Genomic DNA, 12,690 nt, shown 5'->3' with positions numbered 1-12,690 from the left:
GGTGCGGCGGTACCTTCAGGGCCGGATGATGTTGGACATCGCATCGGGGGGAGGACGTCCCATGGACGAGATTCGGGCCGTGGTGCCGGGGCAGCGCGGTACGGACGGGGAGACGGACGGTGACCGCGTCCCGCACGTACCGGGCTTCGCGCGCCGCACCGCCGTCGGCGGCTCGGGGGTCTCCCCCAGGGACGTGGGCAAGGCACTGCGCGGCCGGGTGCCGCGCTCCGCGCACGACCGGCCGGCGCTCGCGGCCGACCGGCCGGACGCCGTCCGCGCCGTCGAGGAGTCCAGCCGGGACCGGGTGCCCGAGCTCGCGCCGATACGGGTCGGGAGGATGGCGGCGAGCCCCTTCGCCTTCCTGCGCGGATCCGCCGGGCTGATGGCCCAGGACCTCGTCACGACCCCCGTCACCGGGATATCCGCCCAGCTGTGCGGCGACGCGCACGCCGCCAACTTCGGCCTCTACGGCGACGCACGCGGCAGGCTCGTCATGGATCTCAACGACTTCGACGAGACGATCGTCGGCCCCTGGGAATGGGACCTCAAGCGGCTCGTCACCTCGCTCGTCCTCGCCGGTCGCGAGGTCGGCGCGAGCGAGGAGGTGTGCCGGGCGGCCGCGTTCGACACCGTCGGCGCCTACCGGCGCACCATGCGCCTCCTGGCCCGGCTCCCCGCCCTCGACGCCTGGAACGCGATAGCCGACGAGGAACTCGTCTCGCACACCGACGCCCGCGATCTCCTCGGCACCCTGGAGAAGGTCTCGGCGAAGGCCCGGAACAACACCAGCGCCCGCTTCGCCGCCCGGTCGACCGAGGTGGTGACCGATGCCGAGGGCGGCGGCCGCAGGTTCGTGGACGCTCCCCCGGTGCTGCGCAGAGTCCCCGACGGTGAGGCGGCGGCCGTCGCCGCCTCGCTCGGCGCCTACCTGGAGACCGTGTCCGAGGACCGGCTGCCGCTCCTCGCGCGGTACGCCGTCCACGACGTGGCGTTCCGGGTCGTCGGCACCGGCAGCGTCGGCACCCGCTCCTATGTCGTGCTGCTGCTCGACCACCGGGGCGAGCCGCTGGTGCTCCAGGTCAAGGAGGCGAGGCCCTCGGCCCTGCTGCCGTACCTGCCGGCCGTGGGCTTCACCGTGCCGGACCCCGGCCACGAGGGTCGGCGCGTGGTGCTCGGGCAGAAGCGGATGCAGGTGGTGAGCGACCATCTCCTCGGGTGGGCGACGGTCGAAGGGCGCCCCTTCCAGGTGCGTCAGTTCCGTAACCGCAAGGGCAGCGTCGACCCGGCCGCCCTCACCGTGGACCAGGTCGACGACTACGGCCGGATGACCGGGGCGCTGCTGGCCAGGGCGCACGCCCACAGCGCCGATCCGCGGCTGATAGCCGGCTACTGCGGCAAGAACGAGGAGCTGGACGAGGCCGTCGCGTCCTTCGCCGTCACGTACGCGGACCGCACCACCGCGGACCACGCCGACCTGCTCGCCGCCGTCCGGGCGGGGCGCATAGAGGCGGAACTGGGCGTCTGACCGCCGCCCGTACTGGGGGAGGGAGGGGAGGGGGAGGGGGGAGGCCCCCCGAAGGACCGTAGGCTGGGTGGGACGAGCCGGAACGAGGACGTGGGCGGGCGTGAACGTGAGCGTGGACCAGGGTGCGAACGACGAGCCCGAGGCCGAGCGGTCCGCGGACGAGCGGGCTGAGGCCGAGGCGTCCGCGGGCGAGCCGTATGCGGGTGGCGAGCGGGCTGCGGGCGAGCCGTCTGTGGGCGGTCAGCGGGCTGAGGGTGAGCCGGCTGTGGGCGGTGAGCCGGGTGCTGAGGCGGCGGGTGCTGACGAGCGGCCCGAGGCTCGGTTGGAGCGGGCCGTGCGGGTGGCCGAGCAGGCGTTGATCGAGTTCGAGATCGCCGTCGAGACCTTCCGGGTCGAGGTGGAGAACTTCTCGCGGCTGCACCACCAGAAGCTCGGCCCCATGTACACGCGGCTCGACGAGCTCGACGCGCGGATCGCCGAGGCACGGGCGGCGCGCACCGGGGACCCGGAGGATCTGCGGCGGGCCCAGGAAGCGCGGGCCGCGGTCATGCCCATGCCGGGGGTGGAGGAGCTGTTCAACGACTGGATCGACTCCGACGGCCTCTCCCCCGAGGCGGCGGCGATGCTCAACGAGCGGCCGGTGCAGGCTCCGAAGCGGGTCCGGCCCGGCGAGGAAGCGCGCAGGCTCTACCGCGAGCTGGCCCGCAAGGTCCACCCCGACCTGGCTCGGGAGGAGGGCGAGCGGCAGCGGCGCGAGGAGTTCATCACGCGGGTGAACGCCGCCTACGCCCGGGGCGACGAGGCGCAGCTGCGCGAGCTCGCCGCCGAGTGGGAGGCCGGGCCGGCGCCGGCCGAGGAGCGGCTCAGCGAGAACGAGGAGCTGTACGCGCGCCTGGAGTGGCTGGCGGAGCGCAAGGACATGCTGTCCGTGATGGCGCGCGAGCTGGAGGAGTCCGCGATCGGGGCGATGCTGCGGATGGCTCCGGACGACCCGGACCGGCTTCTGGAGGAGATCGCGGAGCAGCTGCTCGCACAGGTCTCCGAGCGTGAGGCCGAGCTTGCCGGGCTGGTGGAGTAGGTTTTTTCCGTGCGCTCGAACTTCGTCGGGCGGTTCTGACGAGAGAAGGCCAGTCCCATGAATTTCTCCCCGCTGCCCTCGGTGGACGCGGCTTCCGTGCCGGCCGATGCCCTGGTGCTGGACGTCCGGGAGGACAACGAATGGGAGGCCGGTCACGTCGAGGGTGCGCTGCACGTGCCCATGAGTGACTTCGTGGCGCGCTTCGGTCAGGTCACGGAGGCGGTGGCCGAGAGCGGTACCGCCTATGTGATGTGCCGGGTGGGCGGCCGGTCGGCGCAGGTCACGCAGTACCTGGTGCAGCAGGGCTTCGACGCGGTGAACATCGACGGCGGGATGATCGCCTGGGACGGTGCCGGGCGTCCGATGGTGACGGGGAACGGGAGCCCGGCCTTCGTCCTCTGAGGCGCTGCGGAGCCGTGGTGCTGCGGTGCTGCGGTGCTGCGGTGAGCTGAGGCGTCAGCCGAGGGGGTGGGCGGCCAGGAGGTCGCCCAGTGCCTCCTCGTGGGCTGCTGCGGGGCCGAGGGACAGTTCGAGCTGCTTGGCCCAGGCGTGGTAGCGGTGCAGGGGGTAGTCGGTGTCGGCGCCGAAGCCTCCGTGCAGGTGCTGGGCGGTCTGCACCACGCGCCGGACGCCCTCGGAGGCCCAGATCTTCGCGACGGCGATGTCCCCGGCGGCGGGGAGCGCCCCGTCGGCTCCGGTGGAGACGCGCCAGGCGGCCTGCCAGAGGGTGGCCTCCATGGCGCGCAGGTCGATGTAGCGGTCGGCGGCCTGGACGGCGACGGCCTGGAAGGTGGCCACGGGGTGGCCGAACTGTTCGCGCTTGCCGGTGTATTGGCTCGTCATGGCGAGGACGGCCTCGCCGAGTCCGAGGGCGAGTGCGCAGGTGCCGGTGGTGAGGAGTTCGCGCAGTCGCTCGCAGGCGCCTTCGGTGTCGATGACGTCGGTGCTGTCGAGGCGTACGGCGTCGAGGCGGAGTTCGGCGAGGAGTTCGCCGCTGGTGGAGTACTGCTCGGCGAGGGTGACGCCTTCGTGGGTGCGGGGGATCAGGGCGAGGACGGTGCGGTCCTCGGGGGTGTGTGCGGGGACGGCGACGAGGTCGGCGCCGTGGGCCCAGGGGACGGCGCTCTGGAGTCCGTCGAGGATCCAGGTGGTGCCGTCGCGGCGGGCGGTGACGGCGCGGTCGGCCGGGTCGTGGCCGGTGCGTCCGTGGGAGGCGGCGGTGAGGACGAGTTCGCCGCGGCAGACACGGGGGAGCAGCGCGGCGGCCGTCGAGCGGTCCGCGTACCGGTCGATGGTCATTGCGACGGCGCCGGTTTCGAGCAGGGGTACGCGGGCGAGGACGCGGGCGGATTCGCGCAGCACGAGGCAGAGGGTGACGGGGTCGAGTCCGGCGCCGCCGTGCTCGGGGGAGAGGACGAGTCCGAGCAGGTCGGCGGCGGCGAGGCGGGACCAGAGCGGTCGGTCGAGGTCCTCGGAGACGGCGCCCGGGGTGAGGGCCGGGCTCGGTACGGCGTCGGGTGCGATGCCCGCGAAGACCGCCTTGGCCGCCTCGACGGCCGCCTGTTGTTCTTCGGTGAAGGTGAAGTCCACGGTCCTGCCCTCCCGTTGCTGCTCCTGCTCTCTCTGCCCTGACGAGCCGTCAAGATAGAACAGGTTCTAGCGGAAGGGAATGGTGGTGCCGGGACTCGTCAGCGGTCGAAGTCCAACTCCACGTCCGGGGTGACGGGATGGGACTGGCAGGCCAGGACGTATCCGGCTTCGGTCTCTTCGGGCTCCAGCGCGAAGTTGCGGTCCATGCGGACCTCTCCGCCGACGAGGAAGGCGCGGCAGGTGCCGCACACTCCGCCCTTGCAGGCGTACGGGGCGTCCGCGCGGGCGCGCAGCACGGTGTCGAGGAGCGTCTCGCCGCGGTCCACGGGCCAGGTGCCGGAGCGGCCGTGCAGGGTCGCGGTCAGGTTCGCGTGCGCGGGGGTGTCGGTCGCGGCGACCGGGGTGGGTGCCGAGCCGTCGTCGACGTGGAAGATCTCCTGGTGGATCCTGCCGCGGTCGACTCCGAGGCCGCGCAGTGCCTGCTCGGCGCCCTGGACGAGTCCGAAGGGGCCGCAGAGGAACCAGCCGTCGATCTCGCCGACGGGCAGCAGTGCGGGCAGCAGTGCGGTCAGCCGCTCGTGGTCGAGGCGGCCGGAGGGCAGTCCCGCTTGCTGTTCCTCGCGGGAGAGCACGGTGACGAGCTGGAAGCGGTCCGGGTAGCGGTCCTTGAGGTCGGCCACCTCGTCGAGGAACATCGTGGAGGAGGCGGTGCGGTCGCTCCGGATCAGGCAGAACCTGGCCTCGGGCTCCCGGGCGAGCAGGGTGGCGGCCATGGAGAGGACCGGGGTGATGCCGCTGCCGCCGACGACGGCGGCGAAGTGGCCGGGGCGCGGGGTGAGCGCGAAGCGGCCCATGGGTTCCATGACCTCGACGAGGTCGCCGACGGCCAGTTCCTTGAGTGCGTACGTCGAGAACGCGCCGCCGTCGACGAGCCGGATGCCCACGCGCAGGACGGGGGGCTCGCCCGTGGGGGCGGCGGGGGCGCAGATCGAGTAGGTGCGCCGGATCTCCTCCCCCTGCTCGCCCGCGCGGCGCAGGGCGAGGTGCTGGCCGGGGACGTGCCGGTACGTCTCGTGGAGCTCGGGGGGTACCGCGAAGGTGACGGCCACGGAGTCGTCCGTGAGCTGCTCGACCTCGCTCACCCGGAGGGGATGGAACCCGGCCCGGCCGGCGGCTGAGGGCGGCATCTACAACTCCTTGAAGTGGTCGAACGGTTCGCGGCAGGCGGTGCAGCGGCGGAGAGCCTTGCACGCGGTGGAGGAGAAGCGGCTGAGGAGTTCGGTGTCGGTGGAGCCGCAGTGGGGGCAGCGGATCGCCAGCGTCAGGGGCACGGGGCCGCCGGCCGGGCCCTGGGGGCGGGGCGGGGCGATGCCGAACTCGGCGAGCTTGCGCCGCCCTTCCTCGCTGATGTCGTCGGTGGACCAGGCGGGGGCGAGGACGGTGACGACGGATACGTCCGGCACTCCGTGCTCGTGGAGGGCGCGCTCGATGTCCGAGGACATCGCCTCGATGGCGGGGCAGCCCGTGTACGTCGGGGTGAGGGAGACCTCGACCCGGCCGGGGCCGGTGACGTGGACGCCCCGCATGACGCCGAGCTCCTCCAGGGTGAGGACGGGCAGCTCCGGGTCGAGGACGGCGCCGGCGATCCGGCTGAGTTGTTCTTCCAGGGCTGTCATGGTCACCATGTCGCCCCCGGGTGGCTGCGGTGCAGGTGCTGCATCTCGGCGATCATGCGGCCGAAGGACTCGGTGTGGAGGCCCTGTCGGCCGGCGCCCGCGGCCCAGGCGCCGGTGCGGGGGCCGGTGGGCGGGGTGAGCGTGGCCTTGTCGAGGACGGCCGTGACGGAGTCGAGCCAGGCGCTCTCCATGGCGGTGTGGTCCACGTCGAGGCCGTCGACGGGCTGGAACAGCTCGCCGGTGTAGCGCCAGAGGGCGTCGCAGGCCCGCTGCATCCGCTCGTGGCTCTCGGGGGTGCCGTCGCCGAGGCGCAGGGTCCAGTGCTCGGCGTGGTCCTGGTGGTAGGCGACTTCCTTGACGGCCTTGGCCGCCAGGCCGGCGAAGGGGCCGTCGCCGGTCGCCAGCTGCCCGTACAGGAGGCGCTGGTAGGTGGAGAAGTACAGCTGCCGGGCGATGGTGTGGGCGAAGTCGCCGTTCGGCTGTTCGACCAGTTGCGCGTTCCGGAAGGAGCGCTCCTCGCGGAGGTAGGCCAGTTCGTCCTCGTCTCCGACGAGGGAGAGCAGGACGCGGGCCTGGCCGAGCAGGTCGAGCGCGATGTTCGCCAAGGCGACGTCCTCTTCCAGGACGGGGGCGGAGCCGGCCCACTCCCCCAGGCGGTGGGAGAGGACGAGGGCGTCGTCGCCGAGGGCGAGGGCGGCGGCGGTGGGCACGGTGGCCTCGCGGGTGTCGGAGGTGCTCACAGGTGCTTCACCCCCTCCGGGATCTCGTAGAACGTCGGGTGGCGGTAGGGCTTGTCCGCGGCCGGTTCGAAGAAGGGGTCCTTCTCGTCGGGCGAGGAGGCGGTGATCTCCGTGGAGGGCACGACCCAGATCGAGACGCCTTCGCTCCTGCGGGTGTACAGGTCGCGGGCGTTGCGCAGGGCCATCTCCGCGTCGGGCGCGTGGAGACTGCCCGCGTGGGTGTGGGACAGTCCGCGGCGGGAGCGCACGAACACCTCCCACAGCGGCCAACCGTCGCTCGTCATGCCTGTGCCTCCCCGTGCTTGCCGGTGTGCTTCTCCGCGTAGGCCGCGGCTGCTTCTCTGACCCAGGCGCCGTCCTCGTGGGCCTGGCGCCGCTTGCTCAGCCGCTGGTCGTTGCAGGGGCCGTTCCCCTTGAGGACGTCCCAGAACTCGGTCCAGTCGATGGGCCCGAAGTCGTGGTGCCCGCGCTCCTCGTTCCACCGGAGGTCGGGGTCGGGGAGGGTGAGGCCGAGGGCCTCGGCCTGCGGGACGGCGATGTCGACGAAGCGCTGGCGCAGTTCGTCGTTGGTGTGGCGCTTGATCTTCCAGGCCATCGCCTGGGCGGTGTGGGTGGACTCGTCGTCCGGCGGGCCGAACATCATCAGCGAGGGCCACCACCAGCGGTCCACCGCGTCCTGCGCCATGGCGTGCTGGGCCTCGGTGCCGTTCGACAGGGCGAGGAGGGCCTCGTATCCCTGGCGCTGGTGGAAGGACTCCTCCTTGCAGACCCGGACCATCGCGCGGGCGTACGGGCCGTAGGAGCAGCGGCACAGGGGGACCTGGTTGGTGATCGCGGCCCCGTCCACGAGCCAGCCGATCGCGCCGACGTCGGCCCAGGTCAGCGTGGGGTAGTTGAAGATCGAGGAGTACTTCTGGCGGCCGGCGTGGAGCTTGTCGAGCAGCTCGTCGCGGCTGGTGCCGAGGGTCTCCGCGGCGCTGTACAGGTACAGGCCGTGGCCGGCCTCGTCCTGGACCTTGGCCATGAGGATCGCCTTGCGGCGCAGCGAGGGCGCGCGGGTGATCCAGTTCGCCTCGGGCTGCATGCCGATGATCTCGGAGTGGGCGTGCTGCGCGATCTGCCGGACGAGCGAGGCGCGGTAGGCCTCGGGCATCCAGTCGCGCGGCTCGATCCGCTCGTCGGCGGCCACGGCGGCGTCGAACACGGCTTCGTAGGCGGCCTGTGTCGCCGCTACGGCCGCGTCCGACACGCCGGGCGCGCCCGTGGTTCCTGTCGTCCCTGCCGTCACTGCGGTCATCGAACCCCCTACCGACCGATCGTTCGGTTGAATGACTTCAATGGTGAGTCGGCGGCCCGTATGGTGTCAACCCTGTGGATAACCGAGGTGGGCCGATCGGGATCGGGGCGGGATGGACGCGGACGTCGAAAGGGACATCGACGCGGACGTCGAATCGGACGTCGAAGCGGGCGTCGCGGGCGCTGAAGCGGGCGTCGACGCGGCTCGCGTGACGGACGCGGACGAGGCGACGAGCGGCCCGCACGCGGCCGGGTCCGCCGGGCCCGCGGGGCCCGCCGGCAGCGGGATCATGGCCCTGTCGCTGCCCTACCAGGTCGTCGCCGCCGTGGCCCTCGCCGTGGCCGGGGTCTTCGTCTGCGTCCACCTGGCGATGGTGTTCCTGCACGTCGCGCCGTCCAACACGCTCACCAAACGGCACGGCCAGGCCGTCGACGACTGGGTCTATCCCGAGTTCGAACAGAACTGGAAGCTCTTCGCGCCCAATCCGCTCCAGCAGAACGTCTCCGTCGAGGTCCGCGCCGAGGTCGTCACCGCCGGAGACGGCCGCAGCACCACCGGCTGGATCGATCTCACCGCCCAGGACGCCGCGGCGATCCGCCACAACCCGCTGCCCAGTCACACCCAGCAGAACGAGCTCCGCAGGGCCGTGGACTTCTACCTGAACTCGCATTCCGACGACGACAGCCCCCACGGGATGCGCGGCCACCTCTCGGAGGAGTACATGCGCCGGATCGCGATGCTCCGGCTCGACGGCCTCCCGTCCCTCGAAGGGGCCGACGTGCGGCGCGTCCAGCTCCGGGCGGTCACCCGGCCCGTACCCGCGCCCCGGTGGAGCACCGAGAAGAACGACGAAACCCCCTCCTACCGCGAGCTCCCCTGGTGGAAGGCGACCGGCGCCGACCTGCCGGACGGCGCCACGCCGCCGGACGGCGCCGCCCCGAGCCGTACGGAGGCGGGCCGATGAGCGGTCCCACCGCCCCGCGCGCGCGTACGCGTGAGCCCTTCGACCGGCGGATCGCCCGCGCCGTCCAGGCCGTCACGGGCCGTGCGCTCGGCCCGCACCAGACCGCGATCGTGCGGATCGGCTTCTCGCTGACCTGGCTCGTCTTCCTGCTGCGCGAGCTGCCGCACCGGCACGAGATGTACGGGCCCGACGGCCCCTGGTCCTGGGAGCTGGCGCGCCGGCTGACCGCCGACAACCGGGCCTTCACCGTGCTGATGTGGTCCGACGGACGGGTGTGGTTCGAGCTCGTCTACGGGCTCGCGGTGCTCTCCGCCGTCCTGCTCCTCGTCGGCTGGCACACCCGCGCCGTGTCGGTGGTCTTCATGGTCGGGGTCCTCTCGCTGCAGAACCGCTCCGTCTTCCTGGGCGACGGCGGCGACAACGTCCTCCACCTCGCCGCGATCTACCTGGTGCTGACCCGCTGCGGCCAGGTGTGGTCCCTCGACGCGAGGAGAGCCGCCAGGAGGGCCGCCCGCGGGGCCCGCGAGGACGTCGCCGGCCCGCTGCTGTGGACCGTCCTCGGCGGCTTCCTGCTCGCCACCACGTGGTTCAGCGACGTCACCGGAGAGTGGTGGCTGCCGGTGCTGCTGTGGGTGCTGTGGCTCGGGCACGGGCTGTGGTGGCTGGTGTGCCGGCTCGCCCCCGGGGAGCCGCGCACCCTGCTCGACGTCCTCGCGAACCTCACGCACAACGCCGCCCTCGTCGTGATCATGGCCGAGGTCTGTCTGATCTACGCCACGGCCGGCTGGTACAAGATCCAGGGCTCGCGCTGGCAGGACGGCACGGCCCTGTACTACCCGCTCCACCTCGACTACTTCTCGCCCTGGCCCGCGCTCTCCGAGCTCCTCGGCGCCAGCGGGATCATGGTGATGCTGCTGACCTACGGCACGGTGATCGTGCAGGTCGCCTTCCCCTTCACGCTCTTCCACCGCAAGGTCAAGAACGTCCTGCTGGTCGCGATGATGCTGGAGCACGCCGGGATCGCCCTGCTCCTCGGCCTGCCGGTCTTCTCCCTCGCGATGATCTCCGCCGACGCGGTGTTCCTGCCGACCGCCTTCCTGGTGGCCCTCGGCGCACGGGCGGTCCGGGGCAGGGACCGGCTGCTGAGGCGGCGGTCCGCTGGGGCGGTGCCCGAGCAGCGCCGTACGGGTGAGGAGCACGGCCCCCGTACCCTCGTCGGGTGAGCAGCACCGAAGAGAAGCCCGGAACCGATACGGCGGAGGCAGCGGCCGAGCCGGTTCAGTACGACGAGGGGTTCGGCCCCGAGATCGGCGTCGGGCCGCACCCGGAGCCGTGGCCGGAGGGCGAGCGGTACGACCCCGAGCTGCTCGCCGACGGCGACCGGCGCAATGTCGTGGACCGCTACCGGTACTGGACGCGGGAGGCGATCGTCGCCGACCTCGACACCCACCGCCACGACTTCCACGTGGCGGTGGAGAACTGGGGCCACGACTTCAACATCGGCTCGGTCGTGCGGACCGCCAACGCCTTCCTCGCGAAGGAGATCCACATCGTGGGGCGGCGGCGCTGGAACCGGCGGGGCGCCATGGTCACCGACCGCTACCAGCACGTCCGCCACCACCCGGACACCGAGTCGCTGACCGCGTGGGCGGCGTCCGAGGGCCTGCCGATCATCGGGATCGACAACCTCCCGGGCGCGGTGCCGCTGGAGCGGACCGTGCTGCCGCGCCGCTGTGTGCTGCTCTTCGGCCAGGAGGGCCCGGGGCTCACGGACGAGGCACGCGCGCACGTCGAGATGGTCTGCTCGATCGCCCAGTTCGGCTCGACCCGGTCGATCAACGCCGGGGCCGCCGCCGCGATCGCCATGCACGCGTGGGTGCAGCGGTACGCGGAGATCGACTCCCCCGCCTGACGGACCACGGGGGTCGGAGAGACCGCGCGCCACGGAGACCGCGCGCCACGGAGACCGCGGGCCACGGAGATCAAGGAGACCGCGGAGATCAAGGAGACCGCGGAGATCAAGGAGACCGCGGAGATCAAGAAGACCGCGGAGGCCCCGGAGGGCCCCCGCGGTGCTCGTGGGTCAGGCCTGGCGGCGGACCTCCACCACCCGGAAGCGGTTCGAGACGAAGGCGCCGTCGCACAGCGCCGCGTTCGCCGCGGGGTTGCCGCCGGAGCCGTGGAAGTCGGAGAACGCCGCCGTCTGGTTGACGAACACCCCGCCCGTGAGGTTCAGCGAGAGCTGCGCCGACTCCTCCAGGCAGACCTCCTCGACCGCGCGCTCGGTCTCGGCCGAGGTCGTGTACGCGCCGACCGTCATCGCGCCCTTCTCGCGGACCGTGCGCCGCAGCAGCTCCAGGGCGTCGGCGGTGGAGTCCACCGAGACGGCGAAGGAGACCGGGCCGAAGCACTCGGAGAAGTACGCGGCCTGCGCGTCGGGCTTGGAGCCGTCCAGCTTCACGATGACCGGCGTACGGACCACGGCGTCCGGGAAGTCGGGGTTGACGACCTCGCGGGAGGCGAGCGCCACCTCGCCCAGGCCGGCGGCGGCCTCCAGGCGCGCCTTCACGTCGGGGTTGACCAGCGCGCCGAGCAGGCCGTTCGCCCGGGCGTCGTCGCCGAGCAGGCCGCCGACCGCCGCCGCGAGGTCGGCGACGACCTCGTCGTACGACTTGGGGCCCTGGTCGGTGGTGATGCCGTCGCGCGGGATCAGCAGGTTCTGCGGGGTCGTGCACATCTGGCCGCTGTACAGCGACAGCGAGAAGGCGAGGTTGCCCAGCATGCCCTTGTAGTCGTCGGTCGAGTCGACCACGACCGTGTTGACCCCGGCCTTCTCCGTGTAGACCTGCGCCTGGCGGGCGTTGGCCTCCAGCCAGTCGCCGAAGGCGGTCGAGCCGGTGTAGTCGATGATCCGGATCTCGGGGCGCACGGCCAGGGTCTTGGCGATGCCCTCGCCCGGGCGCTCGACGGCGAGCGCGACCAGGTTCGGGTCGAAGCCGGACTCGGCGAGCACCTCACGGGCCACGGAGACGGTGAGCGCGAGCGGCAGGACGGCGCGCGGGTGCGGCTTGACCAGGACCGGGTTGCCGGTGGCCAGCGAGGCGAACAGGCCCGGGTAGCCGTTCCACGTGGGGAAGGTGTTGCAGCCGATCACCAGGGCGATGCCGCGGCCGACCGGGGTGAACTCCTTGGACAGCTCCAGAGGGTCGCGCTTGCCCTGGGGCTTGGACCAGCCGGCCCGCCCGGCGGGGGTACGGGTCTGCTCCTCGTACGCGTAGGCCACGGCCTCCAGGCCGCGGTCCTGGGCGTGCGGGCCGCCGGCCTGGAACGCCATCATGAACGCCTGTCCGCTGGTGTGCATGACGGCGTGGGCGAACTCGTGGGTGCGGGCCGAGATCCGGGACAGGATCTCCAGGCAGACGAGGGCACGGGTCTCGGCCCCGGCGTCGCGCCAGGCGGCCGTGCCCGCGCGCATCGCGGGCAGCAGGACGTCGATGTCGGCGTGCGGGTACTCGATGCCGAGCTCCGGGCCGAACGGCGAGACCTCGCCGCCGGTCCAGCCGTCCGTGCCGGGCTGGTCGAGCTCGAAGCGGGTGCTCAGCAGGGCCTTGTGGGCGGCGAGACCGGCAGCCGCGTCGAGCGAGCCGTCCTCCCCGTACGCCTTCGGGTGCTCGGGGTACGGCGACCAGTAGGCGCGCGTGCGGATCGTGGCGAGTGCCTGATCGAGCGTGGACCGGTGCTTCTCGGCCAGACGGTCGGTGGTCGGCAGAGCGGTGGCCATGGATGGACCAACTCCTCGTCGAGCTGGGCAGGGAGACAC

The 12,690-nt window shown here is 72.4% G+C and carries 13 protein-coding genes; 6 read left to right on the top strand and 7 right to left on the bottom strand.

Annotated features, from left to right (window positions below; all coding sequences use genetic code 11):
- The first annotated feature begins 61 nt into the window (after positions 1-61).
- From ACFC0G_RS05700 to ACFC0G_RS05690, 3 genes are all read left to right on the top strand, one after another.
- The gene (locus ACFC0G_RS05700) at positions 62-1,525 is read left to right on the top strand and encodes a DUF2252 domain-containing protein (RefSeq protein WP_376397737.1); all 1,464 of its coding nucleotides are present in this window, start codon (positions 62-64) and stop codon (positions 1,523-1,525) included.
- Between the two features lie 265 nt (positions 1,526-1,790).
- Positions 1,791-2,603: a hypothetical protein gene (locus tag ACFC0G_RS05695; RefSeq protein ID WP_376398440.1), complete on the top strand. Its 813-nt coding sequence runs from the start codon at positions 1,791-1,793 to the stop codon at positions 2,601-2,603.
- Positions 2,604-2,660: 57 nt separating this feature from the next.
- Entirely contained in the window at positions 2,661-3,005 is a 345-nt protein-coding gene (locus ACFC0G_RS05690) for a rhodanese-like domain-containing protein (protein WP_376397734.1), read from the top strand.
- A gap of 54 nt (positions 3,006-3,059) precedes the next feature.
- Here the strand turns inward: ACFC0G_RS05690 and ACFC0G_RS05685 are convergent, their stop codons facing one another.
- The 6 genes from ACFC0G_RS05685 to paaA all read right to left on the bottom strand — a co-directional run bounded on the left by ACFC0G_RS05685 (position 3,060) and on the right by paaA (position 7,906).
- The gene (locus ACFC0G_RS05685) at positions 3,060-4,193 is read right to left on the bottom strand and encodes an acyl-CoA dehydrogenase family protein (RefSeq protein ID WP_376397731.1); all 1,134 of its coding nucleotides are present in this window, start codon (positions 4,191-4,193) and stop codon (positions 3,060-3,062) included.
- Between the two features lie 98 nt (positions 4,194-4,291).
- On the bottom strand, positions 4,292-5,380 hold the full coding sequence (locus ACFC0G_RS05680) for a 2Fe-2S iron-sulfur cluster-binding protein (protein ID WP_376397728.1): 1,089 nt from the start codon (positions 5,378-5,380) through the stop codon (positions 4,292-4,294).
- Positions 5,381-5,878 carry a 1,2-phenylacetyl-CoA epoxidase subunit PaaD gene (gene paaD / locus ACFC0G_RS05675; protein ID WP_376397725.1) on the bottom strand — a complete coding sequence of 166 codons (498 nt, stop codon included), beginning with the start codon at positions 5,876-5,878 and terminating at the stop codon, positions 5,381-5,383.
- A complete protein-coding gene (gene paaC, locus ACFC0G_RS05670; RefSeq protein ID WP_376397723.1) occupies positions 5,872-6,609 on the bottom strand; it encodes a 1,2-phenylacetyl-CoA epoxidase subunit PaaC in 738 nt (245 codons plus the stop codon). The genes paaD and paaC overlap by 7 nt, the downstream gene beginning before the upstream one ends.
- Entirely contained in the window at positions 6,606-6,893 is a 288-nt protein-coding gene (gene paaB, locus ACFC0G_RS05665; RefSeq protein WP_015034815.1) for a 1,2-phenylacetyl-CoA epoxidase subunit PaaB, read from the bottom strand. Before paaB ends, paaC begins: the two co-directional genes overlap by 4 nt.
- Entirely contained in the window at positions 6,890-7,906 is a 1,017-nt protein-coding gene (gene paaA / locus ACFC0G_RS05660) for a 1,2-phenylacetyl-CoA epoxidase subunit PaaA (RefSeq protein WP_376397719.1), read from the bottom strand. Before paaA ends, paaB begins: the two co-directional genes overlap by 4 nt.
- A 112-nt stretch (positions 7,907-8,018) precedes the next feature.
- On the opposite strand from paaA, the gene ACFC0G_RS05655 reads away from it, so the two are divergent.
- From ACFC0G_RS05655 to ACFC0G_RS05645, 3 genes are read left to right on the top strand one after another with little or no spacing between them, the layout of a single operon-like run.
- Positions 8,019-8,870 (top strand): DUF5819 family protein, encoded by an 852-nt coding sequence (locus ACFC0G_RS05655; protein ID WP_376397716.1) that lies wholly within the window; start codon positions 8,019-8,021, stop codon positions 8,868-8,870.
- Complete coding sequence (locus ACFC0G_RS05650; protein ID WP_376397713.1) at positions 8,867-10,093, top strand: HTTM domain-containing protein; 1,227 nt, start codon at positions 8,867-8,869, stop codon at positions 10,091-10,093. Before ACFC0G_RS05655 ends, ACFC0G_RS05650 begins: the two co-directional genes overlap by 4 nt.
- A complete protein-coding gene (locus ACFC0G_RS05645; RefSeq protein WP_376397711.1) occupies positions 10,090-10,782 on the top strand; it encodes a TrmH family RNA methyltransferase in 693 nt (230 codons plus the stop codon). The genes ACFC0G_RS05650 and ACFC0G_RS05645 overlap by 4 nt, the downstream gene beginning before the upstream one ends.
- A gap of 171 nt (positions 10,783-10,953) precedes the next feature.
- Here the strand turns inward: ACFC0G_RS05645 and paaN are convergent, their stop codons facing one another.
- Positions 10,954-12,651: a phenylacetic acid degradation protein PaaN gene (paaN, locus tag ACFC0G_RS05640; RefSeq protein ID WP_376397707.1), complete on the bottom strand. Its 1,698-nt coding sequence runs from the start codon at positions 12,649-12,651 to the stop codon at positions 10,954-10,956.
- Positions 12,652-12,690: the final 39 nt, after the last annotated feature.

The sequence above is a fragment of the Streptomyces sp. NPDC056169 genome, from assembly GCF_042268445.1.
In the GTDB taxonomy this organism is placed as follows: Bacteria; Actinomycetota; Actinomycetes; order Streptomycetales; family Streptomycetaceae; genus Streptomyces.
The sequence above is the reverse complement of the archived record's forward strand: the minus strand, read 5'-3'. Positions and strand labels throughout refer to the sequence as shown.